Raw genomic sequence first — 25,785 nt, 5'->3', positions numbered from 1 at the left:
CGGCACCCCAAGAAGGACATCGAACGGGCTCTGTGCGCTGCAGAGGCAGCGGGTTTCAAGGTCACCTACGCCAAGAACGGGCACCGCTGGGGTTGGGTCGTCTGCTGCCGACCATGCCCTGCGACTGGCCGACGAACTGGAACAGGTTGATGTGCCGCCCGGGGTGTTGCGGTCTCTTGGGGTGCATGCGGCTTGAGCCGAGCTTGACGGCCCCGCCGCCCGGGAATCGGTTCCGGGCGGCGGACGGCTGTGAAGCCGGGGCGGGCGGTCAGACCACGCCGGCAACGGTGACGACGACGCCTTCGACGGTGGTGAAGACCATATCGCTGGCGCCCTGTTGGCAGTGGCAGTTGTCGTGGGCAGGGTGGCCATCGGCCTGTGCGGGACCGGCAAGCGCGATGCCACCCAAGGCGAGGGCAGCGACGGCGCTGGCGGCGGTGGCGATGCGGCGGAAGTTGTTCACGCGGCGCTCCTGGAGGGGAGTCGGGGACGGGCCAGCCCGGAGGCTGCCCCGTACGCCGCGGAGCGCACGTTTGCCCACTCCTGTGGGTGAGGGCGTGCGGGGGCCCGGTGGGGCGCCCATCATCAAGGGCGCAGCTCGAACCACACCTGCTTGCCCACGAGTTCGAGCCCGTCCCAGATCCAGCTGACGCCGGAGGCGTGGGAGAGGTGGCGCACGAGCACCAGTCCACGCCCGCTCTCGTCGCCGGGGCCGGGGAGGCGTGACCAGGGCATGCGGCGCGGGTCGTTGTCGCGGACGGCGATGACGATGCGGTGATCGTGGGCGGTCACTTCGACGGTGAGGGTGGGGACGCGGGCGTGGGTGACGACGTTCGTGACGGTGTCGGATACGCAGATGCGGGCGTTCTCGATCGCCGATCGGTGATCGATTGCCACGAGGGTGGCAGAGACGAACTCTCGCGCAAGTCGGGCGGAGGCCGGCCTCGCAGGGACGGTCAACTGGTAGAGCTCCGCAGGGCTGTCGGCGGAGTCGGTGCAGGAATTGCTGAGCGTGGCCGTACCCATGGCTTTGCCTCCCGACGCGATTCGATGATCCGCTGCGCAGCATCAACAGGCGTGCTTGTTCCGCCACTTCGAGGTCTTCGAGCGGCGCTGCGCGACGTGCCACGGACCATAGGGTGACGCGATGCACGTGTGCAACTGCTGCGGGTAACCAGTGCAACGAGTGGACCCGTGAGTGGTTGCGCGCAACACTGTGCGTCAGGACCAGGGGAGGGTCGACATGCCACCGAGAGCGGCGCCGACCGCCAGGCAGCGGAGGCTCGGTGCGGAGCTGCGCAAGATGCGGGAGCATGCGGGGCTCAGCGTTGCCGAGGCCGGAAAGCAGCTGGGTGCAGACCGCACCCGCATCAGCAACACCGAAGCGGGCCGCCTCGGCGTCAGTGCGGAGCGCGTCAGGGCGCTGGCGAACATCTACGCCACACCCGACCGCGCTTATGTCGACGCGCTCGCAAACCTGGCCGAGGAACGCGTCAGGGGGTGGTGGGAGGACTCCCGTGGAATCCTCTCCGCAAGCGCTCTGGATCTCGCGGAGCTGGAACACCACGCCGTCCGCCTGACGTCTGTGCAAGTCGTCTACATCCCCGGCCTGCTGCAGACCGAGGAATACGCTCGCGCAGTGTTCGGGCAGACGGTCCCGGAGCTGTCTCCTCTGGAGATTCAGCGCAGGGTCTCGCATCGAATGCACCGCAAGCGGGTGTTGGAGCGGAGTCCGGCGACACCGTGCACGTTCGTGATTCACGAGGCGGCGTTGCGCATGATCTTCCCGGGAGTCGATGGGCAGCGGCGCCAGTTGGAGAGGCTGAGCGAAGTGAGCGCTCACTCAGGCGTCTCGATTCGCGTCATCCCGTTCGCCGCCGGTGCCTTCCCGTGCGCTCACAGTTCGCTGACCTTTGCTGCCGGTCCGGTGCCGCAACTCGACACGGTTGCGCTGGACACTGCGCACGGGTCCGTTCTGCTGGATGCGGACGCGCATCTGGAGAACTATCGGAGGATCCTGCAGCGCACGGTGGAGACCGCCCTGCCGCCGAAGGAATCGTGCGACTTCATCGCCAGAGTCGCCAAGGATCTGTGAAGGCGAGAGCATGTCCGAATCCCCATGGCAGAAGTCGTCCTTCTCGAGCGACCGGGACGACTGTGTCGAACTCTGCAGGAGCAGTGGTCGCATAGCGATACGCGAAGGCGATACGCCGATTGTGGTGATCAGGGCCGGAGCGGCCCAGGTTCGGGCACTTCTTGCGGCCGTCAAAACGCAGCTGGACGCCCGTCCTCAATTATGAAGGTGCAGCATGTCGGATATCCGGTGGCAAAAATCATCCTTCTCGACGGAAACGGCTGATTGCATAGAAATCGCCCGGGTGGCCGGGGTGGTCCACTTGCGTGAGAGCGACACTCCGGAAGTCATCGTGGCCGCCGGGCGGAAGAAGCTTCGTGCGCTCGTGTGCGGAGTCAAGAGAGGTGCCCTTGACCTCAACCTCGGTTGAGTTCCTAACGTCGGGGCCATGACGAACCGAACCACCGAAGACCTCGACGTTCCCGCCCTGGTCGCCCAGCCCGCCGCCTACTGGACCTGGTCGGCGACCGAGGCGATTCTCGCGTACACGCGTGCCGTGCTGGCCCGGGTGGACGTCACCCAGCCGCAGTGGTGGACGCTCGTCCACATCGGCGGTGCCGAACACGGCCTCACCCGCGAGGAGCTCTGTGTCCGGTCGGAGGGCTTCCCGTACGGCGTGGGTCCCGACGACATGGGCCATGCCGTCGACGGCCTCCTGCACCGCGGCTGGCTCGCCGCCGACGGCGCCGGCCGCCTCACGCTCACGGAGGCGGGGGGTGAGGCCAGGGTCCGGGTCAAGGAGCTGATGTCCCAGGCGCGTTCGGAGGTCCACGACGGCATCACGGACGAGGGGTACGCCGCCGTGCTCACCGTCCTGCAGCGGATGATCCGCAACGTCGGGGGGTGATCGGTTGCTGCCGGGCCGAAGTTCCGGCCCGGCAGCGGCCGTTCAGCTCGCCAGGGCGTTCGCGATGGCGCCGTCGACGTCGAGGAACGGGTTCAGGAACTGATCCAGGGCGTCGTTGTCGTCGAGGCCCGGTGTCGACGAGTCGTCGTCGCCGGTACCCGGCGGCCAGGGGTCGTTCGCCAGGGCGGTGGGCACCGCCTGCGGCGTGGCAGCAGCAACAGCCGGGCCTGCACCGAGCGCGAGCGTGCCGCACACGGCGGCCGCGGTGACGGCGAGTGGTCGGGTGAATCGCATCGCTCTGCTCCCTTCGAGTCGAGCGGCCAGGGACGGCAAGTGTGGTCCCGCGGCCGGCCGCGCGCGATTCGGGAGGGGCGGGGGCGGGTCGGCACGGCGTTGGCATACACCCGAACGGGTGAACGGGGCCGGGTGGAGGGGCTCGCGTGCGGGGCGGTGGCTGGGATAGCGTGGAGCAGCGGTACCGCAACAAAGACGCCCCCGCCCACGGAGGCCACCGCAGGCGAGGGCGAACCGTAGCTAGACGGTTTCTTGACTGTCAGTCCTCAGGTTCTCGGAGGACTGACAGTCACCGTCCGGTACACCACCTCCAGAGTTCCCGGATCACTGCTGCAATCCGCTCGTGACGTGGTTTCCTACGGTGACGCCCCACTGGCGCCCCCCTTCAACGGGTTGCGGCCATGGCCGGTGGCCGCACCGGAGGGAGCCCAGTAGCGGGGCACCCTGGGGCAGGTGCCCCGATGGAGGGACCTCGTGAAAGGGGGCGCTCTCGAAGCGCTGACGCGACTGTACACCCAGCCGAGGGTGTCAATCTGGTGGTTGGCAAAGGAAGTTCGGGATTCGTGCCCGGTGCGGCTGCTGAGGTAGCGTGGGCGACCCCGGGCCACTGGAGTGGGTCCGGGGCCATCTGCTGTCCCTCACCCCGGCCGCAGCCATACCGTCCCCAACGGCGGCAACGTCAGCGTCACGCTCACCGACCGCCCATGGCTCTGCACCGCCTCCGTTTTCACCGGGTCCGGGGTGACGACCCCGCTGCCCCCGTACCGGGTCGCGTCCGTGTTCAGGATCTCCTCCCACATCGCGTGCCCGGCCGGTACGCCCAGCCGGTAGCCGTGCCGGACGACCGGGGAGAAGTTGCAGACCGCCAGCAGCGGCGAGCGTCCCGCGTCGTAGCGCAGGAAGGCGAGGACGTTGTCCTCGGCCGCATCGCCGTCGACCCACTCGAAGCCGTCCGGCACGGTGTCCCGTTGCCACAGCGCGGGCGTGGCGGCGTAGCGCTCGTTGAGGTCGCGTACCAGGTCCCGTACGCCCCGGTGGTCCGCCTCGGCCGCGTACGACGGGTCCAGCAGCCACCAGTCCGGGCCGTGGCTCTCCGACCACTCCGCCCCCTGGGCGAACTCCTGGCCCATGAAGAGCAGTTGTTTGCCGGGGTGGGCCCACATGAAGGCCAGGAACGCGCGGTGGTCGGCGCGCTGCTGCCACCAGTCGCCCGGCATCTTCGACACCAGCGAGCGCTTGCCGTGCACCACCTCGTCGTGCGAGATGGGCAGCACGTAGTTCTCGCTGTACGCGTACACCATCGCAAAGGTCATCTCGCCGTGGTGGTACTTGCGGTGCACCGGCTCCTTGGCCATGTACTGCAGGGAGTCGTGCATCCAGCCCATGTTCCACTTCAGGCCGAAGCCCAGCCCGCCGAAGCCGCCGGGGCCCGTGTGATGGGTGGCGCGGGTGACGCCGTCCCAGGCGGTGGACTCCTCGGCGACGGTGACGACGCCGGGGCAGCGGCGGTAGACCGTCGCGTTCATCTCCTGGAGGAAGGCGACCGCGTCGAGGTTCTCCCGGCCGCCGTGGACGTTCGGGGTCCACTGGCCCGGTTCGCGGGAGTAGTCGAGGTAGAGCATCGAGGCGACGGCGTCCACGCGCAGGCCGTCGACGTGGAACTCCTCGCACCAGTAGACCGCGTTCGCCACCAGGAAGTTGCGGACCTCCTTGCGCCCGTAGTCGAACTCCAGCGTCCCCCAGTCGGGATGGGCCGCCCGCACCGGGTCCTGGGGCTCGTACAGCGGGCGGCCGTCGAAGGCGGCCAGCGCCCAGTCGTCCTTGGGGAAGTGTGCGGGCACCCAGTCGACGAGCACCCCGATGCCCGCCCGGTGCAGGGCGTCCACCAGGTATTTGAAGTCGTCGGGCGTGCCCAGCCGGGCGGTCGGGGCGTAGAAGCCGGTGACCTGGTAGCCCCACGAGCCGCCGAAGGGGTGCTCGGCGACCGGCAGCAGCTCCACGTGCGTGAAACCGAGGTCCTTGACGTACGCGGGGAGCTGTTCGGCCAGCTGTCGGTAGCCGAGGCCGGGGCGCCAGGACGGCAGGTGCACCTCGTAGACGGAGAACGGGGCCTCGTGGACGGGCCGTTCGCCGCGGCGCTCCATCCAGGCGCCGTCCTGCCAGCGGTGGTGCGGGACGTGCACGACGGACGCGGTGGCGGGCGGGGCCTCGGTGCGCCGGGCCATGGGGTCGGCGCGCAGGGTGTGCGAGCCGTCGGGGCGGACGATCTGGAACTTGTAGAGCGCACCTTCACCGACGCCGGGCAGGAACACCTCCCACACGCCGGTCGCGCCGAGCGAGCGCATGGGATGCCCGGTGGCGTCCCAGTAGTTGAAGTCGCCCGCCACGCGCACGCCTTGCGCATTGGGCGCCCACACCGTGAACCGCGTGCCGCTCACGCCCTCGTGCACCATCGGGTGCGCGCCGAGCGCCCGCCACAGCTCCTCGTGCCGGCCCTCGCCGATCAGGTGCAGGTCGAGCTCGCCGAGGGCGGGCAGGAAGCGGTACGGGTCGTGGAGTTCGGTGTCGTCGGCCTCGTCGGTCCCGTCGTACACGACCACGAGCCGGTAGTCGGGGATCTCGCTGAGCGGCAGGACGCCGGAGAACAGCCCGTCCCCGTCGTCGAACAGCTCCGCCCGGAGCCCTTTGGCGGTGACCGCCACCGCGTGCGCGTAGGGGCGCAGGGCGCGGAAGAGGACCCCGCCGGGCACATGGTGGGCGCCCAGCAGGGCGTGCGGGTCGTGATGCGCGCCGTGCAGCAGGCGTGCGCGGTCGGCGTCGGGCAGGGGGTCGGCGGGCCGGGTGCCGCCGGGGGTCGCCTCCGGGCGCGGGGCAACCGGGCGGCGGAGGACGGGAGTTGAAGGAGCCCGGCGCGGGGGAGGGGCCGGGGCCGGTACCGGAGCCGGGGCCGATGCTGTCGGCTCCGGGTGCGGCTCCGGGTGCGACCGGGGTCCGTCGGGACCCGGGTCCGGACCGGGAACGGGAGCCGGACCCGGATCCGGCTCCGCCGCCCGCGAGGGCCTCGGTACGGCGCCGGGCCGGGCCGGCAGGAACGTCGCCGGGACGGGGACCCCGGCGGAGTCGCAGGGGACGGGGCCGGACGGGGGTCGTGCGGTCACGGGGTGGTCCTCCCAGGGGATGTGCGGTCAGACGGGGTCGGGGCCCGGGGCGCGGCGGTCGGACGGCGTCCCGGCGAGGCGGTGGATCGCGGACATCGGGACGGACAGCCAGTCCGGGCGGTGCCGGGCCTCGTACAGCACCTCGTAGACGGCCTTGTCGGTCTCGTGGGCCCGCAGCAGCCGGGGGTCCTCGCGGGGGTCGTGGTGGACGGCGGCGTAGCCCTCGCAGTAGGCGTCGCGGGCGCGCTGCGCCCAGTCGGTGCCGGTCGCGCGGCCGACGGCCGCCGCGTAGTCGAAGGAGCGCAGCATGCCTGCGACGTCCCGGGCGACCGGCTGCGGCCGGCGCCGCTCGGCCAGGGGGCGGGCGGGCTCGCCCTCGAAGTCGATGAGCGACCAGCGGCCGTCCGCCGCGGTGCGCAGCGCCTGGCCGAGGTGCAGGTCGCCGTGGATGCGCTGGGCGTGCCAGGTGCGTCCGGCCCGGCCGAGCGCGGCGAGTTCCTCGTAGGCGGCGCGCAGGGCGGTCCGGTACGGGCGCAGCACGGGCACGGCCTCGGCGGCGGAATCCAGGCGCCGGGTCATGGCGGAGGTGAGACGTTCGAGCTGCGGGCGGCGCAGCACGACGGTGGGCAGGGCCTCGGCCAGGGCCAGGTGCACCTCGGCCGTGGCGTGGCCGAGGGCGCGCGCGGAGGCGGTGAAGTCGGCGCGCACGGCCAGGGCGCCGAGGGCCAGTTGCCAGCCGTCGGCGGAGCCGGGGAGGTAGGGCTGGAGCACGCCCAGGGTCATCGGCTCCGCGCCGGACGGGCCGGGCGGCTCGGCCTCGAACCAGGCGGCGGGCGCGGGGACGCGCGAGCAGCCGGTGTTCGCGAGTGCACGGGGGAGTTCGAGGTCGGGGTTGGTGCCGGGGCCGACCCGGCGGAAGAGCTTGAGGATATACGTTTCGCCGTACACGGCCGAGGAGTTGGACTGTTCGGCGCCCAACAGGCGTGGGGTGAGACCGGACGGGATGGCCGCGTCCGCTTCGCGGCTGAAACGGAGCGGGCCGAGCCGGCCGGGCATCCGGAGCCGCTCCAGCAGGAGCGCGGCGAGCCGGGGGTCGGCGAGCCCCTCGTAGAGGGTGCAGCCGTGCAGGGGCCCGTCGGCCGGACGCCCGATGAGGGCCGGGGCCAGCTGCGGGGGCAGCATGTCCTGGACGCCGAGCAGCAGTTGGTAGCAGTCCTCGGTGCCGCGGCCCTGGCCGGGGGCCGCGGGCTGCCGGGCCCGGACGAGCAGGTGCAGCAGCCCCGGGGCCGTCCCGCCACGGGTCCGGGGCAGCAGCTCGGTGGCGGACACCAGGGCGAACCCGGTGATGGGCCGTCCCTTCCCCGCGAACCACCGCTGCCGCGGCAGCCATTCCCGCATGAGCGGGGCCAGCGAATCCATCAGGGCCTGCGGCCGGCCGTCGCCGCGGAGCAGGGCACCCTCGGCGGCGACGGGCATCTGTGGCGGGTTGCCCTCTGCCGGACCGGCGTCCGCCCGTGGGCCCGCCTCGGGCGCGGGGTGCGGTGCGGGTTCCGTCCCGACGGGGCGTGGTCGCCCCCCGGGGGCATCGGGAGGGCCGCCCGCCGACGGGGCGCGCGGCACGTGCCCGGTGGGCCCCTGGAGCCCGGGCGGTGGCCGCAGCCCGTTGTGGGCATCGGGTTGCTCGGCGGGGACCTCGGCAGGTGCTCCTACTCCCCGAGGGCCCCCCGCCAGGGGCCTGGGTGCGTCCGACATGACGTCGCGTCCTTTCCCCGGGCACACGACAGATTGGGCAAAGTGTCCCGGATTGCGGCTTTGTCCAGTGCGCGGTGCGGGACGTGTCGGGCGAGGATCGTCCGTACGGTCAGCGACAACGGCCCGTGTGTGCGGATGCGATCTCTTCGGCCCGGCCCGTGCGTAGTAGTAGGGGTTCCCAGGGTCGGAGCGGGAAAACGCCTGTGCGCGGTCGGGCCGCGCACAGGGGTGGTTCAGTGGCCGACGACCGCGGCCGGGGTGTTGCGGCGCAGACGGAACCAGTAGAAGCCGTGGCCTGCGAGGGTCAGCAGGTACGGCAGTTCGCCGATGGCGGGGAAGCGGACGCCGCCGATCAGCTCGACCGGGTGCCGGGTGTTGAACGTCCGCAGGTCCAGCTCGGTCGGCTGTGCGAAGCGGGAGAAATTGTTCACGCACAGGACCAGGTCGTCACCGTGCTCGCGCAGGAAGGCCAGCACCGCCGGGTTGCTCGACTGCAGCTCCGTGTAGGAGCCGAGGCCGAACGCCGGGTTCTGCTTGCGGATCTCGATCATCCGGCGCGTCCAGTGCAGCAGCGAGGACGGCGAGGACATCGCCGCTTCCACGTTCGTCACCTGGTAGCCGTAGACCGGGTCCATGATCGTCGGCAGGTAGAGCCGGCCCGGGTCGCACGAGGAGAAGCCCGCGTTGCGGTCCGGGGTCCACTGCATCGGCGTGCGCACCGCGTCCCGGTCGCCGAGCCAGATATTGTCGCCCATGCCGATCTCGTCGCCGTAGTACAGGATCGGCGACCCCGGCAGGGACAGCAGCAGTGCGGTGAACAGCTCGATCTGGTTGCGGTCGTTGTCGAGCAGCGGGGCCAGCCGGCGCCGGATGCCGATGTTGGCCCGCATCCGCGGATCCTTGGCGTACTCCGCCCACATGTAGTCGCGCTCTTCGTCCGTGACCATTTCGAGCGTGAGCTCGTCGTGGTTGCGCAGGAAGACGCCCCACTGGCAACCGGACGGGATCGCCGGGGTCTTGGCCAGGATTTCCGAGACGGGGTAGCGCGACTCCCGCCGCACCGCCATGAAGATGCGCGGCATCACGGGGAAGTGGAACGCCATGTGGCATTCGTCGCCGCCGTTCTCGAAGGAGCCGAAGTAGTCGACGACGTCCTCGGGCCACTGGTTGGCCTCGGCCAGCAGCACCGTGTCCGGGTAGTGCGCGTCGATCTCGGCCCGCACGCGCTTGAGGAACCGGTGCGACTGCGGGAGGTTCTCGCAGTTGGTGCCCTCCTGGGCGAACAGGTACGGCACGGCGTCCAGCCGGAAGCCGTCGATGCCGAGGTCCAGCCAGAACCGCAGGGCGGCCAGGATCTCCTCCTGCACGGCCGGGTTCTCGTAGTTGAGGTCCGGCTGGTGGGAGAAGAAGCGGTGCCAGTAATACTGCTTGCGCACCGGGTCGAAGGTCCAGTTCGACGTCTCGGTGTCGACGAAGATGATGCGCGCGTCCGGGTACTGCTTGTCGTCGTCGGCCCACATGTAGTAGTCGCCGTAGGGGCCGTCGGGATCGGAGCGCGACTGCTGGAACCAGTCGTGCTGATCGCTCGTATGGTTCATGACAAAGTCGATGATGACGCGCATCCCGCGCTGGTGCGCCGCGTCCACGAACTCCACGAAGTCGGCGAGGTCGCCGAACTCCGGGAGCACCGAGGTGTAGTCGGAGACGTCGTAGCCGCCGTCCCGCAGCGGCGACTGGAAGAACGGCGGCAGCCAGAGGCAGTCGACGCCCAGCCACTGCAGGTAGTCCAGTTTGGCGGTGAGTCCCTTGAGGTCGCCGATGCCGTCACCGTCGCTGTCCTGGAACGAGCGTACGAGCACCTCGTAGAAGACGGCGCGCTTGAACCAGTCGGGATCCCGGTCCTTCGCGGGAGTGTCCTCGAACGTGTCCTGGACGGGCTCATTGACGATCATGGTGTGGGTGACCCTCCGATCGGTGAGGACGGTCGCAGCGAGAACACGTGCGCAGGCGCCATTGCACGGCCCGGCTCAAGGCGCACATAGTTGTCCCTGCCCCAGTGATAGGTCTCTCCGGTGAGCTCGTCGCGCACCGGCACGGACTCGCCCCAGTCGAGGCCGAGTTCCGGCATGTTCAACGAGACCGTCGCCTCCTGGGTGTGGTGGGGGTCGAGGTTGACGACCGCCAGGACGCACGAGCTGCCGGAGCGCTTGGAGTAGGCGAGCACGGCATCGTTGTCGGTGCCGTGGAAGCGCAGACTGCGCAGTCCGCGCAGGGCCGGGTGACGGTGCCTCAGCCGGTTGAGGGCGGTGAGCAGCGGGGCGAGACTGCGCCCTTCGCGCTCGGCCTTCTCCCAGTCGCGCGGGCGCAGTTGGTACTTCTCGGAGTCGAGGTACTCCTCGCTGCCTTCGCGCACCGGCGTGTTCTCGCACAGCTCGAATCCCGCGTAGACGCCCCAGGCCGGGCTCAGCGTCGCCGCCAGCACCGCGCGCGCCGCGAAGGCGGGCCGGCCGCCGTCCTGGAGATGGGCGTGCAGAATGTCGGGGGTGTTCACGAACAGGTTCGGGCGCATGAATGCGGCCGATTCACCGGAGAGTTCGGTCAGGTACTCCGTGATCTCGTGCTTGGTGTTGCGCCAGGTGAAGTAGGTGTACGACTGCTGGAAGCCGATCGCGCCCAGGGTGCGCATCATCGCGGGGCGGGTGAACGCCTCGGCGAGGAAGACGACATCGGGATCCGTGCGCCCGATCTCCGCGATCACGCGCTCCCAGAACGCCACGGGTTTCGTGTGGGGATTGTCGACGCGGAAGATACGGATCCCGCGCTCCATCCAGAAGCGCAGTACACGCAGGGTCTCCCCGGTCAGTCCCTCCGGGTCCGCGTCGAAGGCCAGGGGATAGATGTCCTGGTATTTCTTCGGCGGATTCTCGGCATAGGCGATGGAGCCGTCGGCCCGGTGGTGGAACCACTCCGGGTGCTTCTCCACCCAGGGGTGGTCGGGGGAGCACTGCAGCGCGAAGTCGAGCGCCACCTCCATGCGCAGCTCGCGCGCCCGGGACACGAAATGCGCGAAGTCCTCGAAGGTGCCCAGATCCGGGTGCAGGGCGTCGTGCCCGCCCTCCGGGGAGCCGATGGCCCAGGGGCTGCCCACGTCCCAAGGGCCCGCGGCGAGCGCATTGTTGGGGCCCTTGCGGAACGAGGTGCCGATGGGGTGGACCGGGGGGAGGTAGACGACGTCGAAGCCCATCGCGGCGATTGCCGGCAGCCGTTCGGCGGCCGTGCGGAACGTACCGCTGCGGGGCCGGCTGCCCTCCGCCACCACCGCGCCCTCCGAGCGCGGGAACATCTCGTACCACGCGCCGAACAGCGCCCGCTCGCGCTCCACCAGCACCGGAACGGGCCTGCTGACGGTGACCAGTTCGCGCAGCGGCCACGCGGCCAGCGCGGCCGTGACCCCGGGGGCCAGGGCGGCGGCGAGCCGGTCGGCGGGGCGCCGGCCGCGGTCGCGCAGGGCGTCCACCGCGCTCAGCACCGCCTCGCGGCCGCTCTTCTTCGGCACTCCGGCGGCGGCCCGTTCGTGCAGCCGGGCGCCCTCCTCCAGCACCAGGTCCGTGTCGATCCCGGCCGGGATCTTGATCTGCGCGTGGTGCCGCCAGGTCGCCACCGGGTCGCTCCAGGCCTCCACCGCGTACGTCCAGCGGCCCTCGCCGTCGGGCGCGACCTCCGCGCCCCACCGGTCGCTGCCCGGGCCCAGCTCCCGCATCGGCGTCCACGGCCCGCTGCGGCCCTGGGCGTCCCGCAGCACCACGTTCGCCCCCACCGCATCGTGCCCCTCGCGGAACACCGTGGCGGTCACCTCGAAGGTCTCTCCCACCACGGCCTTGACCGGTCGTCGGCCGCAGTCGACGAGCGGCGCGAGGTCGAGGACGGGAATGCGGCCGATCATGGGATCACCTGGGAATTCGACGCTGGCGGAAGGGGAATGGGCCGATCCGGGAAACCGGGAGGACGCCGTGCGGATCCGGCGGGTTCTGCTCTTTCTAGCCGTTCCGTCGGCCGTCGGCGGAGTGCGGGCATGAGTGCTCCTGTCCGCGTTCACTCGGGTGGGCGGAGACAACGCGCTGAAGTAGCCGGAGTAAAGGCGACGGACGGCCGCCCGTGGATACCGGATGAGCTTTCCCACCGGCCCCCGCCCGGCATGCCGGGTCCGTATGAACTACTCGTGCGTAGTTCGCGTGGCACCGCGTGGGGAGGGTGGCCGTACCCCCGTCACCCGTACGGAGTCTCCCCGCTGGGCCGACCGTGTGCAATGTGACGAAAGGAGGCTTCCGGCAGCCGAATGAGGGAACCCTGCCCCGACTTCGCCTTCGAAGGCCGTAGCGGGTTTTGGCCTTCGAGTCCCCTGGTGTACGCGCGGCGTATTTTCGCCTAGTACCTTTTCGCTATTCCGCTCGCTGCAGCCGGGCCAGCCAGGACGGGCGCAACGGACCGCCCGGCGCACCCCGTCAGGGCCAGGAGAAGTCAGGCCGCGTCAGGCGGACGAGGGTACTTGGCGGCTTGGGCCCTGCCGCCGGGCGGTGCGGCGCTACCGTCGGGGGAGTGAAGGCCATTCGTCGATTCAGCGTGCGCCCCGTCCTTCCGGAGCCCCTACGACCGCTCAGCGAACTGGCGCGCAATCTGCGCTGGTCCTGGCATGCCGAGACGCGCGAACTCTTCCAGTCCGCCGACCCCGAGGGCTGGCGTGCGGCCGGCGGCGATCCGCTGCGCCTGCTCGGCGCCCTCTCCGCCGACCGCCTCGCGGCCCTCTCCGGGGACCGCCGCTTCCGGCGGCGCCTCGCGGCCGCCGCCGACGACCTGCAGGACTATGTCACCGGCCGCCGCTGGTACCAGGAACAGCCGGCGGGGCTGCCCGCCGCCGTCGCCTACTTCTCTCCCGAGTTCGGCATCACCGCCGCCCTCCCGCAGTACAGCGGCGGGCTCGGCATCCTGGCCGGCGACCACCTGAAGGCCGCCAGCGACCTGGGAGTTCCCCTCATCGGCGTCGGACTGCTCTACCGGCACGGCTACTTCCGGCAGTCCCTCTCCCGCGAGGGCTGGCAGCAGGAGCACTACCCCCTGCTCGATCCCAACGAGCTCCCGCTGGCCGTGCTCCGCGAGCCCGACGGCACCCCCAGCAGGGTCACCCTCGCACTGCCCGGCGGCCGGCGCCTGCTCGCCCACATCTGGCAGGCGCAGGTCGGCCGGGTGCCGTTGCTCCTGCTGGACTCCGACGTCGAGGAGAACGCCTCCGGCGAGCGCGACGTCACCGACCGGCTCTACGGCGGCGGCAGCGAGCACCGGCTGCTGCAGGAGATGCTGCTGGGCATCGGCGGCGTGCGGGCGGTCCGGGCGTACTGCCGGCTCACCGGACACCCGGCCCCCGAGGTCTTCCACACCAACGAGGGCCACGCCGGCTTCCTCGGCCTGGAGCGCATCCGCGAACTCACCAGCCAGGGCGCGGAGTTCGACGCCGCGCTGGAGAGCGTGCGGGCCGGCGCCGTCTTCACCACGCACACCCCCGTGCCCGCCGGCATCGACCGCTTCGACCGCGAACTGGTCGGCCACCACTTCGGTGACGACGGCGAACTGCCCGGCATCGACCCTGGACGCATCCTCGCCCTCGGCCTGGAGACCTACCCCGGCGGCGAGCCCAACCTCTTCAACATGGCCGTCATGGGCCTGCGCCTGGCGCAGCGCGCCAACGGCGTCTCCACCCTGCACGGCCAAGTGAGCCGCGAGATGTTCGCCGGGCTGTGGCCGGGCTTCGACGCCGAGGAGGTGCCGATCACCTCCGTCACCAACGGCGTCCACGCGCCCACCTGGGTCGCCCCCGAGGTCTTCCGGCTGGGCGCCCGCCGCGTCGGCATCGGCCGCGCCGAGGAGGCCCTGAGCGTCGGCGGCGTCGAGCGCTGGGACTCCGTCGCCGAGATCTCCGACGAGGACATCTGGCAGCTGCGGCGCACCCTGCGCGAGCAGCTGGTGGAGGAGGTGCGCGAGCGGCTGCGTGCCTCCTGGCGCGAGCGCGGCGCGGGCACCGCCGAACTCGGCTGGATCGACGGCGTGCTGGACCCCGATGTCCTCACCATCGGCTTCGCCCGGCGGGTGCCGTCCTACAAGCGCCTCACCCTCATGCTCCGCGACCGCGACCGGCTCATGGAGCTGCTGCTGCACCCCGAGCGCCCCGTGCAGATCGTCGTCGCGGGCAAGGCCCACCCCGCCGACGACAGCGGCAAGCGGCTGGTCCAGGAGCTCGTCCGGTTCGCCGACGACCCACGGGTGCGCCACCGCATCGTCTTCCTCCCGGACTACGGCATGGCCATGGCGCAGAAGCTCTACCCCGGCTGCGACGTGTGGCTCAACAACCCGCTGCGCCCGCTGGAGGCCTGCGGCACCTCCGGGATGAAGGCCGCGCTCAACGGCTGTCTCAACCTGTCCGTCCTGGACGGCTGGTGGGACGAGTGGTACGAGCCCGACTTCGGCTGGGCCGTCCCGACCGCGGACGGCTCCGGCACGGACGAGGACCGCCGCGACGACCTGGAGGCGGCCGCGCTGTACGAGTTGCTGGCGCAGCAGGTGACGCCGGGCTTCTACGACCGGGGTCCGGGCGGGCTGCCGGTCCGCTGGATCGAGATGGTCCGCCGGACCCTGGCCACCCTCGGCCCGAAGGTGCTGGCCGGGCGCATGGTGCGCGAGTACGTGGAGGAGCTCTACGGTCCGGCGGCCGAGGCCCAGCGGGCGCTGAACCCGTCCGCCGCCGCCGAGTTGTCGGCCTGGAAGGCGCGGGTCCGCGCCGGGTGGTCCGGGGTGGCCGTCGACCACGTGGAGGCGGTGACGGACTCCCCGCTGAACGGCACGGCCGAGCTGGGGGCGACGGTGTCCCTGCGGGTGAGCGTCCGGCTGGGGGAGCTGGAGCCGTCCGACGTGGAGGTGCAGGCCGTTGCGGGCCGCGTGGACCCGGCGGACCGGCTGACCGCTCCGGCCACGTTCCCGCTGAAGCCGACGGGGGCGGCGGGCCTGGACGGGCGCCGCCTCTACGAAGGCCCGCTGACCTTCGACCGCACCGGCCCGTTCGGCTACACGGTGCGCATCCTGCCGGCGCACCGGCTGCTCGCCGGCGGGGCGGAGATGGGCTTGGTGGCGGTCCCGGCGGAGGCCTCCGGCGAGGATGGCGGGGTGCTGATGAGGTGACCATGCGTTGCCGCCTGAGCGAGGGTGCCCTCGCTCAGGCGGCGCGTCCGGCTCACCCGAAGGTCAGCCGCCAGCTGTTCACCGTGCCGGTGTCAGCGGCGTACATGTCCTGGACGCGCAGTTTCCAGGTGCCCTTCGCCGCCACGGCGGAAGCGTCCACCGTGTACGTCTGCTTGACGTCCGCCGCAGAGTCCCACGGGTCCGAGTTCTTCAGCCGCCACGTCTTGCCGTTCGGTGCGACGAGGTCGATCTGCAGGTCGCCCCGGTACGTGTGCGTGATGTTGACGGTCGCCTTGAGCGCCTTCGGGCCGTTGCCGGTGCGCGTCACCGTGACCGGCGAGGTGATGGCCGGGCCCGCGTCCGGGATGGCGACCGGTGTGGTGTTCTCGAAGACGGTGCCGCCGCCGTCCGCGGAGTTCACCGTCCAGGTGAAGGAGACCGTGCCGGTCTTGCCGGACGCGTCCTTGACGGTCACGGTCACCGCGCTGCTGCCGACGGTGGTCGGTGTCCCTGTGATCAGACCGGTCGACGCGTCGATCGACAGGCCGGCCGGCAGCCCGGTCGCCGTGTAGGACAGCGAACCGGTCGTCGAGCTGCTCGCCTTGATCTGCAGCGAGACCGCCGTGTTCACGACGCTGGTCTGGTCGCCGGGGCTGGTGACCGAGACGCCGCTGGAGAGCCGGCTGCCGACGTTGATGCCGGCCCATGCGTTGCCCACGTTGTTGTACGTGTCGCTGCCGACGCCGAAGAGCTGGCCCGCCGCCCACAGCGTGGCGTCGCGTGCGGCCGCGTAGTCGGTGGTGGACGTCATGCGCTCGGTGAGCGCCTTGTACCAGACCTTGGCGGCGTTGTCCCGGCCGATCGGGGTGACCGGCAGGCCGTCGGAGGTCGGGCTGTCGTAGTGGGTGCCGTTGATGTCCTTCGGGCCGCTGCCCTCGGAGGCCAGGTAGAACCAGTGGTTGGCCGGGCCCGAGGAATAGTGGACGTCGATGTTGCCGAGGCCGGAGTACCAGCTGTCCTTGGAACTGCCGTCCTTGCTCGGCTGGTCCATGTAACGCAGCGGGGTGCCGTTGCCGTTGATGTCGATCTTCTTGCCGATCATGTAGTCGCCCGGATCGGCGGGGTTGGCGGCCCACCACTTGACGGCGATGGCCATCATGTCCGAGGTGGCCTCGTTGAGGCCGCCGGACTCTCCGCTGTAGTTGAGGTTGGCGGTGGCCGCGGTGACGCCGTGCGTCATCTCGTGCGCGGCCACGTCGATGGCGGTGAGCGGGTGCGTGTCGCCGGAGCCGTCGCCGTAGGTCATGCAGAAGCAGCTGTCGTCCCAGAAGGCGTTGACGTAGCTGTTGCCGTAGTGGACCCGGCTGTAGGCGCCCACGCCGTCGCCGCGGATGCCGCTGCGGCCGTGCACGTTCTTGTAGTAGTCCCAGGTCAGTTGGGCGCCGTAGTGCGCGTCGGCGCCGGCCGTGGCGGGGTCGTTGACGGTGCCGTCGCCCCAGACGTCGCTGGAGTTGGTGAACAGCGTGCCGGTGCCGCTCGACCCGTGGCCCAGGTTGTAGGTCTTGTGGCCGCCGCGCGAGGCGTCGTTGAGCTGGTACTGGCCGCCCGACTGCGAGGTGCCCAGGGTGACCTGGCCGCTGTACTGGGTGTTGCCGGTGCCGGTCTTGACGCCCTGGAACTCGAAGAGCTTCTTGCCGGTGCGCGCGTCCGTGACGACGTGCAGCTGGTTGGGGGTGCCGTCCTCCTGGAGGCCGCCGACGACGGTCTCGTAGGCGAGGGCCGGGGTGCCGTGGCCCGCCCAGATCACCTTGCGCGGGGCCCGGTCGGCCCGGGTGGCCTTCGAGCCCTGTGCCGCCGCGGACTTGACCGCGTCCTTCTCGGCGGCGGAGGCGGCGAAGGAGGGCGTGGTCGTCGCCACGGCCATGCGGGCCTTGTTGGCCTTGGCGACGGTGGTGACCTTCCCGCCGGATGTCGCGTCCACGACGAGGTCGCCGCCGAGGACGGGCAGGCCGTCGTAGGTGCGCTCGTAGCGGGTGTGCAGCGTGCCGTCGGTGTCCCGGGACACGTCCTTGACGGCCAGCTGCTCCTTGGCGCCGAGGCCGAGGGTGCGGGCGGTCTGCACCCGGGTCGCGGTGGCGTTGCGTATCAACTCCGCGCGCTGGGACGGCGACAGCCGGGCGGGGAGGGCGCCGGGGTCGGCCTTGGCGGCCTTCTGGCCGCCGGGCTCCGGGCGGGCGGTGGCGGAACCGGTCTGTACTCCGACGGCGAGCATCGCCGTCACGGCTACCAGGGCGCCGGTGGCGACGGCGCGCCGATGGGGGGTGGATCTCACTCTGATCTCCTTCAGCCGATGGGCATGGAGAGAGGTTCGATCGGCCGCGGGCCGGAGTGGGGATGTGGGGGTGGCCCGCGCCAGTTGAGGTGAGGGTGCCACCGCAACCAAGCGAGTGTCAGGGGCGGGTCAAGAAGTTGGCCGGAAAATGTTCGTTGGCCGAGGGGCGCCGTCCGCATAACGGGAAGCGCCCCGAAGGGGCGCGGGGCTGTGCCGATATGCGGCTCCGCCGCGTGGGCGCGACCATGGCGCCCCGTAAGGGGCGCGGGGAACTGCGCGACAAGCCCCCACCGGCCCGCAGTCGAACGCACCACGCCCAGGGTCCGGGGCGCAGCCCCGAGCACCTCGGCTGCGGGAGCGCCGTGGCTGAGCGCGCAGTTCCCCGCGCCCCTTCGGGGCGCCATGGTGCGGGGCACCATTCCGTTGCCCTACACCAGGCTCTCGCGCCACGCCTTGTGGAGGTCCGCGAACCGCCCCGCCCCCGCCACCAGTTCGGCCGGTGCGCCGTCCTCCACCACCCGCCCGCCGTCCATCACCAGCACCCGGTCCGCGATCTCCACCGTCGACAGCCGGTGCGCGATCACCACCGCCGTGCGGCCGCACAGCACCGTGGCCATCGCCTGCTGCACCGCCCGCTCGCCCGGGATGTCCAGGGAGGAGGTCGCCTCGTCGAGGATCAGCACCGCCGGGTCGGCGAGCAGGGCGCGGGCGAAGCCCACCAGCTGGCGCTGGCCCGCCGAGATGCGGCCGCCACGCTTGCGGACGTCCGTGGCGTAGCCGTCGGGCAGGGCGGCGATGAAGTCGTGCGCGCCGATGGCCCGCGCCGCCTGCTCGATCTCCGCGCCCGTGGCGCCGGGCCGGCCGATGGCGATGTTGTCGGCGACCGTGCCGGAGAACAGGAAGGCCTCCTGCGTCACCATCACCACACCGCGCCGCAGTTCCCGCCCGGACAGCGCGCTCAGCGGCACCCCGTCGAGCAGCACCCGGCCCTCGGTGGGGTCGTAGAAGCGGGCCAGCAGCTTGGCGAGGGTGGACTTCCCCGCGCCCGTCGACCCGACGACCGCGACCGTCTCCCCGGCGTTCAGCGTCAGGTCGAGGCGCGGCAGCACCTCCACCCCGGCGCGGTACGCGAAGCGCACCCCCTCGAAGACCACCTCGCGGCCGGGGCTGCCGGCCGCCCGCCCGGGCAGCGGTACGGGCTCGGCCGGCTCGGGGACGGAGGGGCGCCGGGCCAGCAGCCCGGCGATCTTCTCCAGCGAAGCGGCCGCGGACTGCCAGGAGTTGAGGAACGACCCCAGCCGGTCGATGGGGTCGTACAGCCGCCGCAGGTACAGCACGGCCGCCGCCAGCGCCCCCAGTCCCAGGCTGCCGTCGGCCACCCGGTCGGCGCCCCACACCACGATCGCGGCCAGCACCGCATTGGCCACCAGCCGGGACGAGACCACATAGCGGGCCATCTCCAGCAGCGACTGGGCGTTGCCCTCCATGTGCCGCTCGTTGAGCACGGCGAAGCGCGCCTCGTTGGCGGCCTCGCGGCGGAACGCCTGGACCGGGCGGATGCCGTTCATGGTCTCGGTGAACTTCACGATGACCGCCGCCATCGCCGAGGAGCGCCTGCGGTAGACGACCGCGGAGCGGCGCCGGTAGGAGCGCACGAGTACGGACAGCGGCCCGAAGGAGAGCAGCGCGGCGGCGCCGATGCCCGGGTCCAGGTACAGCAGCATCGCCGAGACGTACAGCACCGCCAGCGCGACGCCCATCAGTTCCTGCAGGCCGTCGTTGAGCAGTTCGCGGATCGACTCGACGTCGGTGGTGGCGCGGGCGATCAGCCGGCCGGAGGTGTAGCGCTCGTGGAAGTCGAGGCTGAGGGACTGCGCATGACGGTAGAGGCGGCCGCGCAGCTCCAGCAGGGCGTCCTGGCCGATCCGGGCGCCCAGCCGCACGAAGGCGAGCTGCAGCAGGCCGGAGGCCACGGCGCACAGCGCGTACCCGGCGGCGACCGCGGTGAGCGGCCCGTAGTCGTGCCGGCGGACGGCCGGCACGGCCCGGTCGATGGCGTACGCGACGAGCAGCGGGCCCGCCTGCACCGCGGCCTGCTGGAGCAGCAGCAGGACGGCCGCGGTGCGCACCCGGGCGCGGACCGGGGCCAGCAGGGAACGCAGCAGTGCTCTGGAGGCGTCCTTGGGGGTGTCGCCGACGGGGGAGCTCATCGTGGGGTGCCCTTCGGTCCGGACATCAGCGAGGCGTACTCCCGGTTGCCGTGGAGTAGTTCGTAGTGGGTGCCGACGGCGGTGATGCGGCCCTGCGACAGCAGCGCCACGCGGTCCGCCAGCAGGACCGTGGACGGGCGGTGGGCGACGACCAGGGCCGTCGTGTCGGCGAGGACCTCGCGCAGCGCGTTCTCCACGAGGGCCTCGGTGTGCACGTCGAGCGCGGAGAGCGGGTCGTCGAGGACGAGGAAGCGGGGGCTGCCGACGACCGCGCGGGCGAGGGCGAGCCGCTGGCGCTGCCCGCCGGACAGGCTCAGGCCCTGCTCGCCGACCTGGGTGCGGTGCCCTTCGGGCAGTTCGTGGACGAAGCCGGCCTGGGCGACGGCCAGGGCGCGGTCGAGGTCCTCCTCGTCGGCGTCGTCGGCGCCCATGAGGACGTTCTCCCCGGCGCTGGCGGAGAACAGCGTCGGCTCCTCGAAGGCGACGGCCACCCACTGGCGCAGCCGGCTGCGCGGCACCGCGGTGACATCGGTGCCGTCGAGGGTGATGCGGCCCGCGGTCGCCTCGTGGAGCCGCGGGATGAGGGAGACCAGGGTGGTCTTGCCGCTGCCGGTGGTGCCGACGAGGGCCATGGTCTCGCCGCGGCGGATGTGCAGGTCGACCCCGCGCAGCACGGGCGGGGCGCCGGGCGGCGCGTCGGGGTAGCGGAACTCGACGCCCTCCAGCCGCAGTCCGCCGTCACGGCGGCGCGGCGCGCGGAGCTGCCGCCGGATCCGCGGCTCCCGGGCGGCGGGCGGCGCGACGTCCATCACCTCGAAGAAGCGGTCCGCGGCCGTCGCCGTCTCGTTGGTCAGGGCGAGCAGGAAGCCGATCGACTCGACCGGCCAGCGCAGCGCCAGCGCCGTCGACAGGAACGCCACCAGGGTGCCCGTGGAGAGCTGCCCGTCGGCGACCTGCAGCGTGCCGAGCACCAGGGCCGTGCCGACGGCCAGTTCGGGCAGGATCACGATGAGCGCCCAGAGCGTGCCCAGCAGGGCGGCCTTGTGCAGCTCGGTGGCGCGCAGCCGCTCCGCGAGCGTGCCGAAGGCCCGCTGCAGGGCCGGGTGGCGGCCGAAACCCTTGACGATGCGGATGCCGAGGACGCTCTCCTCGATGACGGTCGTCAGATCGCCGATCCGGTCCTGCGCGGTGCGCGCCGCACGGGAGTAGCGCTCCTCGAAGAACCAGCACAGCGCCACCAGCGGCACGACCGGCGCCAGCAGGACGAGCCCGAGCCGCCACTCCTGCGCCAGCAGGATGGTGAAACCCACCACGACCGTCGCCCCGTTGACCAACAGGAAGGTCAGCGGGAACGCCAGGAAGATGCGCACCAGCATCAGATCGGTCGTCCCGCGCGAGAGCAACTGCCCGGAGGGCCAGCGGTCGTGGAAGGAGACCGGCAGGCGCTGCAGATGTGCGTACAGCGCTGCCCGCATGTCCGCCTCGACCCGGGCCAGCGGCCGCGCCACGAGCAGTCGGCGCACCCCGAACAGCCCCGCCTCCGTGGAGCCGACCAGCAGCAGTATCAGCCCGCCCAGCCACACCCCGGACGGCTCGCGGCGCGCTATCGGCCCGTCCACGGTCCACTTCAGGGCGAGCGGGATCACCAGACTCAGGCAGGAGGCCGCCACGGTCACCAGCGCGGCCGCGGCCAGCCGCCGGTGCACGGGCCGCACATGGGGCCACAGACGCAGCAACGACCGTACTGTCGACCGGTGTTCGGCCGGGCGGGTCGTTTCACGGGTTCCGGTCATCAGGTGCGAGACTACGGTTCACCACTGACACCGCCCACCGGGATTTCCGCCCCCGGGGCCGCGGGCGGTGGCGAGCGCCGGTCCGTGCGCGGGACGCGTGCCCGTACGCTCCCGGTACCCGCTACGCACGCACCCCCCGGCCCGCCGGCACCGCGCGCAGGAGCAGTACCGAACGCGCGGGCACCACCGTCCGCGCGCCCGCTCTGCGCCGGCTGCCGGGAGCGGTCTGCTGGTCCTCCCGCGAGGTGTCCGCCACCAGTTCGTACGACTCCGCCCACGGCGGGCCCGGCAGCAGGAAGCGGACCGGGCGGGGGCCCGCGTGCAGGATCACCAGGAAGCTGTCGTCCGTGACCGGTCCGCCCGTCGGGCCGCGTTGCGGGATGTCGCGGCCGGAGAGGTACATGCCGAGGGTGGCCGTCGGGGCGTACCAGTCGGCCTCGGTCATCTCCGTGCCGCCCGGCGTGAACCAGGCCAGGTCCCGCAGGCCGTGCGCGCTCTGCGGGCGGCCGGAGAAGAACGCGCGGCTGCGCAGCACCGGATGGGCGCGGCGCAGGGCCAGCAGCCGGGAGCAGAGGCGGACGACGGCTCGCCAGTCCGGGTCCTCCAGCGCGGACCAGTCGACCCAGCCGGTCTCGTTGTCCTGGCAGTAGGCGTTGTTGTTGCCGCCCTGTGTGCGGCCCATCTCGTCGCCGGCCACCAGCATCGGCACGCCCGTGGACAGCAGGAGGGTGGTGAGCAGGTTGCGGATCTGGCGGCGGCGCAGGGCGCGGACGTCCGGGTCGTCGGTCTCTCCTTCGATGCCGCAGTTCCACGAACGGTTGGCGTCCGTGCCGTCGCGGTTGCCCTCGCCGTTGGCCTCGTTGTGCTTGCGGTCGTAGCTGACGAGGTCGCGCAGCGTGAAACCGTCGTGCGCCGTCACGAAGTTGACGGAGGCGTGGGGGCGGCGGCCGCCCCAGGCGTAGAGGTCGCTGGAGCCCGCGAGCCGGTAGCCCAGGTCGCGCACGTCGGGCAGGGCGCCGCGCCAGAAGTCGCGCACGGCGTCCCGGTAACGGTCGTTCCACTCGGCCCACGGCGGCGGGAAGGCGCCCACCCGGTAGCCTCCGGGGCCCACGTCCCACGGTTCGGCGATGAGCTTGGCGCGGCGCAGCACCGGGTCCTGGGCGACGACGGAGAGAAAGGGCGCGCGCACGTCGGGCTCGTCGGTGCCGCGCATGTCCCGGGCCAGCGTTGCGGCGAGGTCGAAGCGGAAGCCGTCGACGCCCATCTCGGTCACCCAGTAGCGCAGCGAGTCGGATATCAGGCGCAGCACGTTGGGCTGGGCGACGTGCAGGGTGTTGCCGCAGCCGGTGTAGTCGGCGTAGCGGCGGGCGTCGCCCTGGAGGCGGTAGTAACGGCGGTTGTCGATGCCGCGCAGCGAGAGGGTGGGGCCGAGCTCGCTGCTCTCCGCGGTGTGGTTGTAGACCACGTCGAGGATGACCTCGATGCCCGCCGCATGCAGGGCCCGCACCATCCGCCGGAACTCCGCGACCTGCTGGCCGCGCGTGCCCGAGGCCGCGTAGGCGGCGTGCGGGGCGAAGTAGCCGATGGAGTTGTAGCCCCAGTAGTTGCTCAGGCCGCGCCGCAGCAGGTGGTCCTCGTGCGCGAACTGGTGGACGGGCAGCAGCTCCACGGCCGTCACGCCCAGCTGCACCAGGTGCTCCACGGCCGCCGGGTGCGCCAGGCCCGCGTAGGTGCCGCGCAGCCGCTCGGGCACGCCGGGGTGGCGCATCGTGAAGCCGCGCACGTGCAGTTCGTAGACGACGGTGTCGGCCCACGCGGTGCCGGGGCGGCGGTCGTCCGCCGCGTCGCCGCAGTCCGCGACCACCACGCCCTTGGGGACGTGGGGTGCGGAGTCCCGCTCGTCGCGCACGGTGTCGGCGACGTGCTGCTGCGGCCAGTCGCGCACGTGCCCGTAGACCTCGGCGCGAAGCGCGGTGCGGGGGCGCCCCGGCGGGCCGCCGAAGTCGCCGTCGACGGCACGGGCGTAGGGGTCGAGGAGCAGCTTCGCCGGGTTCCACCGGGCGCCGGTCCAGGGGTCCCAGCGGCCGTGCACGCGGTAGCCGTAGCGGCGGCCGGGGAGGACGCCGGGCACGAAGCCGTGCCATATCTCGTCCGTCAACTCCGTCAATGGATGACGGGTTTCACCCTCCGCCGGGCCGTCGGTCCCGTTCTCGCCGAACAGGCACAGTTCGACGGCTTCCGCGCCTCCGGCCCACAGCGCGAAGTTCGTCCCCGCCACGCCGTGCGCGTCCACCGTGAAGTGCGCCCCGAGCGGTTCCGGGCTGCCCGGCCACACCGGCGCTCCCGGCTCCGGTGCCGGGACGGCCGGGCGGGGACGGCCGTTGACGCCCGCCGCGCGGGAGCCCCGCCCCCCGGCCGCGGGGAGCCGCGCGGGGCTCCGGCCGAACTCGGCGCCCTGCCGCGCCTCTTGCTCGGACGCGCTCTGCTCGGATGCGCTCGACACGTGTTCGCCTCCGGCGGCTCTGGAACGGCGCTCCGGGCACCCGGCGTCCCTTCCGGGGGCCCGGCGATTGCGCTCTTTCCCGGTCTTCCCCGGTTTCTTCCCGGATCCACGCATGCGCTCACACGTGTGATCGGCCGCAGCAAGCGAGTGCAGTGACGTTTCTCGGGAGGGAGAGCGTCGTTGGGCCCGGTGTGACACATGGACTCTCGCGCGCGGCACGGGGACTGACCGTGCTGGCGGCGGCCCTCGCCTCCCTGGCCGTGCTCGGCGGGTGCACCTCGGTCTCCCCGGTGACCCCGGCCGCCCCGCGGACCGCGTTCACCGACGACGCGCGCCCCACCGCAGGGCTGATCCGTGTCGTCCCCGGCGACCGCGCGGAGGACGTCCCCGCGGACGCCCGGTTCGAGGTGCGGGTCCCGCACGGCACCCTGGAACGGGTGGACGTCACCGAGACCCAGGACGGCGGTGAGCGCCCCCTGGCGGGCCGGATCACCCCGGACGGCCACACCTGGCGGCCCACCGCGGCCGGCCCGCTCGGGCTGGCCGCCCGCTACGCCGTGGACGTCGTGGCCCGTGACGTCTCCGGCCACCGCGCCGCCCGGCACACCACGTTCACCACCTATGTGCCCGAGCACCGCTTCATCGGGTACTTCACACCGGAGCCGCACAGCACCGTGGGCACCGGCATGATCGTTTCGCTCGGCTTCAACCGGCCCATCACCGACCGGGCCGCCGTCGAACGCGCCGTCCGTGTCACCTCCGACCCGCCGGCCGAGATCGCCGCGCACTGGTTCGGCCCCACCCGCCTCGACTTCCGGCCGCGCACGTACTGGAAGCCCGGCACCGAGGTCAGCCTCGCCCTGCGGCTGCGCGACGTGCACGGCGGCGAGGGCGTCTACGGCTCGCAGGACAAGACCGTCACCTTCACCGTCGGCCGCAGCCAGGTCAGTACGGTCGACGCCGCCCGGCACACCATGGAAGTCGTCCGCGACGGCCGGTCGATGGCGACGCTGCCGATCACGGCCGGCGGCCCGGGCAACGCGACCTACAACGGACGGATGGTCATCAGCGAGAAGTTCGACGTGACGCGGATGAACGGCGGAACGGTGGGTTTCGGGGGCGAGTACGACATCTCGGATGTTCCGCACGCGATGCGCCTGACCGCCTCCGGGACGTTCCTGCACGGCAACTACTGGGCCCGGCCCGGGGCCTTCGGCACCCTGAACACCAGCCACGGCTGCATCGGGCTGCGCGACACCCAGGGCGGCAGCACGTCGAGCCCGGCGGGCTGGTTCTACGACGCCTCGCTCATCGGCGACGTCGTCGAGGTCGTCCACTCCGGGGAGCGGACCGTGGCCCCGGACAACGGGCTGGGCGGCTGGAACATGCCCTGGGAGGAGTGGCGCGCGGGGTCGGCGCTCGGGGGTTAGGGCATGTCCGACGGACCTTCGCGGGCCGTCGAACTCGACGGTGAGGATCCGGCCGGGGAAGGGACCGTGGACGTAGACGCCGGTGCCGGTGCCCTGCCAGCCGCTGCC

The 25,785-nt window shown here is 72.0% G+C and carries 16 protein-coding genes and 1 pseudogene; 6 read left to right on the top strand and 11 right to left on the bottom strand.

Translation table 11 applies throughout. The features are described from left to right. Positions 1 to 268: 268 nt before the first annotated feature. Together ACWD4B_RS25310 and ACWD4B_RS25305 are read right to left on the bottom strand one after the other, a co-directional pair. Positions 269 to 463: a hypothetical protein gene (locus ACWD4B_RS25310; protein WP_451422890.1), complete on the bottom strand. Its 195-nt coding sequence runs from the start codon at positions 461 to 463 to the stop codon at positions 269 to 271. 122 nt (positions 464 to 585) lie between these two features. Further along, a complete protein-coding gene (locus ACWD4B_RS25305; RefSeq protein WP_451422889.1) occupies positions 586 to 1,026 on the bottom strand; it encodes an ATP-binding protein in 441 nt (146 codons plus the stop codon). A gap of 217 nt (positions 1,027 to 1,243) precedes the next feature. On the opposite strand from ACWD4B_RS25305, the gene ACWD4B_RS25300 reads away from it, so the two are divergent. From ACWD4B_RS25300 to ACWD4B_RS25285, 4 genes are read left to right on the top strand one after another with little or no spacing between them, the layout of a single operon-like run. After that, complete coding sequence (locus tag ACWD4B_RS25300) at positions 1,244 to 2,095, top strand: helix-turn-helix domain-containing protein (RefSeq protein WP_451422888.1); 852 nt, start codon at positions 1,244 to 1,246, stop codon at positions 2,093 to 2,095. Then, positions 1,983 to 2,300, top strand: a complete 318-nt coding sequence (locus ACWD4B_RS25295) for a DUF397 domain-containing protein (protein WP_451422887.1) — start codon at positions 1,983 to 1,985, stop codon at positions 2,298 to 2,300. The genes ACWD4B_RS25300 and ACWD4B_RS25295 overlap by 113 nt, the downstream gene beginning before the upstream one ends. A gap of 9 nt (positions 2,301 to 2,309) precedes the next feature. Then, positions 2,310 to 2,504 carry a DUF397 domain-containing protein gene (locus ACWD4B_RS25290; RefSeq protein ID WP_451422886.1) on the top strand — a complete coding sequence of 65 codons (195 nt, stop codon included), beginning with the start codon at positions 2,310 to 2,312 and terminating at the stop codon, positions 2,502 to 2,504. 18 nt (positions 2,505 to 2,522) lie between these two features. Beyond that, positions 2,523 to 2,981, top strand: coding sequence for a MarR family winged helix-turn-helix transcriptional regulator (locus ACWD4B_RS25285; protein ID WP_451422885.1), 459 nt, complete (start codon positions 2,523 to 2,525; stop codon positions 2,979 to 2,981). A 42-nt stretch (positions 2,982 to 3,023) separates the two neighbouring features. Here ACWD4B_RS25285 and ACWD4B_RS25280 read toward each other — a convergent pair whose 3' ends face one another. From ACWD4B_RS25280 to ACWD4B_RS25260, 5 genes are all read right to left on the bottom strand, one after another. After that, on the bottom strand, positions 3,024 to 3,275 hold the full coding sequence (locus ACWD4B_RS25280) for a hypothetical protein (protein WP_451422884.1): 252 nt from the start codon (positions 3,273 to 3,275) through the stop codon (positions 3,024 to 3,026). Positions 3,276 to 3,913: 638 nt separating this feature from the next. Next, positions 3,914 to 6,100 (bottom strand): 1,4-alpha-glucan branching enzyme, encoded by a 2,187-nt coding sequence (gene glgB / locus ACWD4B_RS25275; protein WP_451422898.1) that lies wholly within the window; start codon positions 6,098 to 6,100, stop codon positions 3,914 to 3,916. 360 nt (positions 6,101 to 6,460) lie between these two features. Next, positions 6,461 to 7,909: a maltokinase N-terminal cap-like domain-containing protein gene (locus ACWD4B_RS25270; protein WP_451422883.1), complete on the bottom strand. Its 1,449-nt coding sequence runs from the start codon at positions 7,907 to 7,909 to the stop codon at positions 6,461 to 6,463. 509 nt (positions 7,910 to 8,418) lie between these two features. Next, the gene (treS, locus tag ACWD4B_RS25265; RefSeq protein ID WP_451422882.1) at positions 8,419 to 10,137 is read right to left on the bottom strand and encodes a maltose alpha-D-glucosyltransferase; all 1,719 of its coding nucleotides are present in this window, start codon (positions 10,135 to 10,137) and stop codon (positions 8,419 to 8,421) included. Continuing rightward, positions 10,134 to 12,128 carry an alpha-1,4-glucan--maltose-1-phosphate maltosyltransferase gene (locus tag ACWD4B_RS25260; protein WP_451422881.1) on the bottom strand — a complete coding sequence of 665 codons (1,995 nt, stop codon included), beginning with the start codon at positions 12,126 to 12,128 and terminating at the stop codon, positions 10,134 to 10,136. The genes treS and ACWD4B_RS25260 overlap by 4 nt, the downstream gene beginning before the upstream one ends. Before the next feature lie 653 nt (positions 12,129 to 12,781). Between ACWD4B_RS25260 and glgP the strand changes: the two genes are divergently transcribed. Further along, entirely contained in the window at positions 12,782 to 15,409 is a 2,628-nt protein-coding gene (gene glgP, locus ACWD4B_RS25255) for an alpha-glucan family phosphorylase (RefSeq protein ID WP_451422880.1), read from the top strand. Between the two features lie 52 nt (positions 15,410 to 15,461). Here the strand turns inward: glgP and ACWD4B_RS25250 are convergent, their stop codons facing one another. The 4 genes and pseudogenes from ACWD4B_RS25250 to glgX all read right to left on the bottom strand — a co-directional run bounded on the left by ACWD4B_RS25250 (position 15,462) and on the right by glgX (position 24,247). Beyond that, a complete protein-coding gene (locus tag ACWD4B_RS25250) occupies positions 15,462 to 17,741 on the bottom strand; it encodes a M4 family metallopeptidase (RefSeq protein WP_451422879.1) in 2,280 nt (759 codons plus the stop codon). A gap of 428 nt (positions 17,742 to 18,169) precedes the next feature. Further along, a pseudogene (locus ACWD4B_RS25245) lies at positions 18,170 to 19,927 on the bottom strand (ABC transporter ATP-binding protein); the annotation flags it as partial. Positions 19,928 to 19,947: 20 nt separating this feature from the next. Next, the gene (locus ACWD4B_RS25240; protein ID WP_451422878.1) at positions 19,948 to 21,744 is read right to left on the bottom strand and encodes an ABC transporter ATP-binding protein; all 1,797 of its coding nucleotides are present in this window, start codon (positions 21,742 to 21,744) and stop codon (positions 19,948 to 19,950) included. A gap of 121 nt (positions 21,745 to 21,865) precedes the next feature. Then, the gene (gene glgX, locus ACWD4B_RS25235) at positions 21,866 to 24,247 is read right to left on the bottom strand and encodes a glycogen debranching protein GlgX (RefSeq protein WP_451422877.1); all 2,382 of its coding nucleotides are present in this window, start codon (positions 24,245 to 24,247) and stop codon (positions 21,866 to 21,868) included. A gap of 191 nt (positions 24,248 to 24,438) precedes the next feature. On the opposite strand from glgX, the gene ACWD4B_RS25230 reads away from it, so the two are divergent. Beyond that, positions 24,439 to 25,677: a L,D-transpeptidase gene (locus ACWD4B_RS25230; protein WP_451422876.1), complete on the top strand. Its 1,239-nt coding sequence runs from the start codon at positions 24,439 to 24,441 to the stop codon at positions 25,675 to 25,677. Positions 25,678 to 25,785: the final 108 nt, after the last annotated feature.

The organism is Streptomyces sp. NPDC002536 (assembly GCF_053594995.1).
Note: the sequence above shows the minus strand (reverse complement) of the source record. Positions and strands in the feature narration are given on the sequence as shown.

Coding starts and splice junctions, on each gene's coding strand:
- ACWD4B_RS25305 (WP_451422889.1), bottom strand. CDS start 1,026: ATGGGTACGGCCACGCTCAGCAATTCCTGCACCGACTCCGCCGACAGC.
- ACWD4B_RS25300 (WP_451422888.1), top strand. CDS start 1,244: ATGCCACCGAGAGCGGCGCCGACCGCCAGGCAGCGGAGGCTCGGTGCG.
- ACWD4B_RS25295 (WP_451422887.1), top strand. CDS start 1,983: ATGCGGACGCGCATCTGGAGAACTATCGGAGGATCCTGCAGCGCACGG.
- ACWD4B_RS25290 (WP_451422886.1), top strand. CDS start 2,310: ATGTCGGATATCCGGTGGCAAAAATCATCCTTCTCGACGGAAACGGCT.
- ACWD4B_RS25285 (WP_451422885.1), top strand. CDS start 2,523: ATGACGAACCGAACCACCGAAGACCTCGACGTTCCCGCCCTGGTCGCC.
- ACWD4B_RS25280 (WP_451422884.1), bottom strand. CDS start 3,275: ATGCGATTCACCCGACCACTCGCCGTCACCGCGGCCGCCGTGTGCGGC.
- ACWD4B_RS25270 (WP_451422883.1), bottom strand. CDS start 7,909: ATGCCCGTCGCCGCCGAGGGTGCCCTGCTCCGCGGCGACGGCCGGCCG.
- treS (WP_451422882.1), bottom strand. CDS start 10,137: ATGATCGTCAATGAGCCCGTCCAGGACACGTTCGAGGACACTCCCGCG.
- ACWD4B_RS25260 (WP_451422881.1), bottom strand. CDS start 12,128: ATGATCGGCCGCATTCCCGTCCTCGACCTCGCGCCGCTCGTCGACTGC.
- ACWD4B_RS25240 (WP_451422878.1), bottom strand. CDS start 21,744: ATGACCGGAACCCGTGAAACGACCCGCCCGGCCGAACACCGGTCGACA.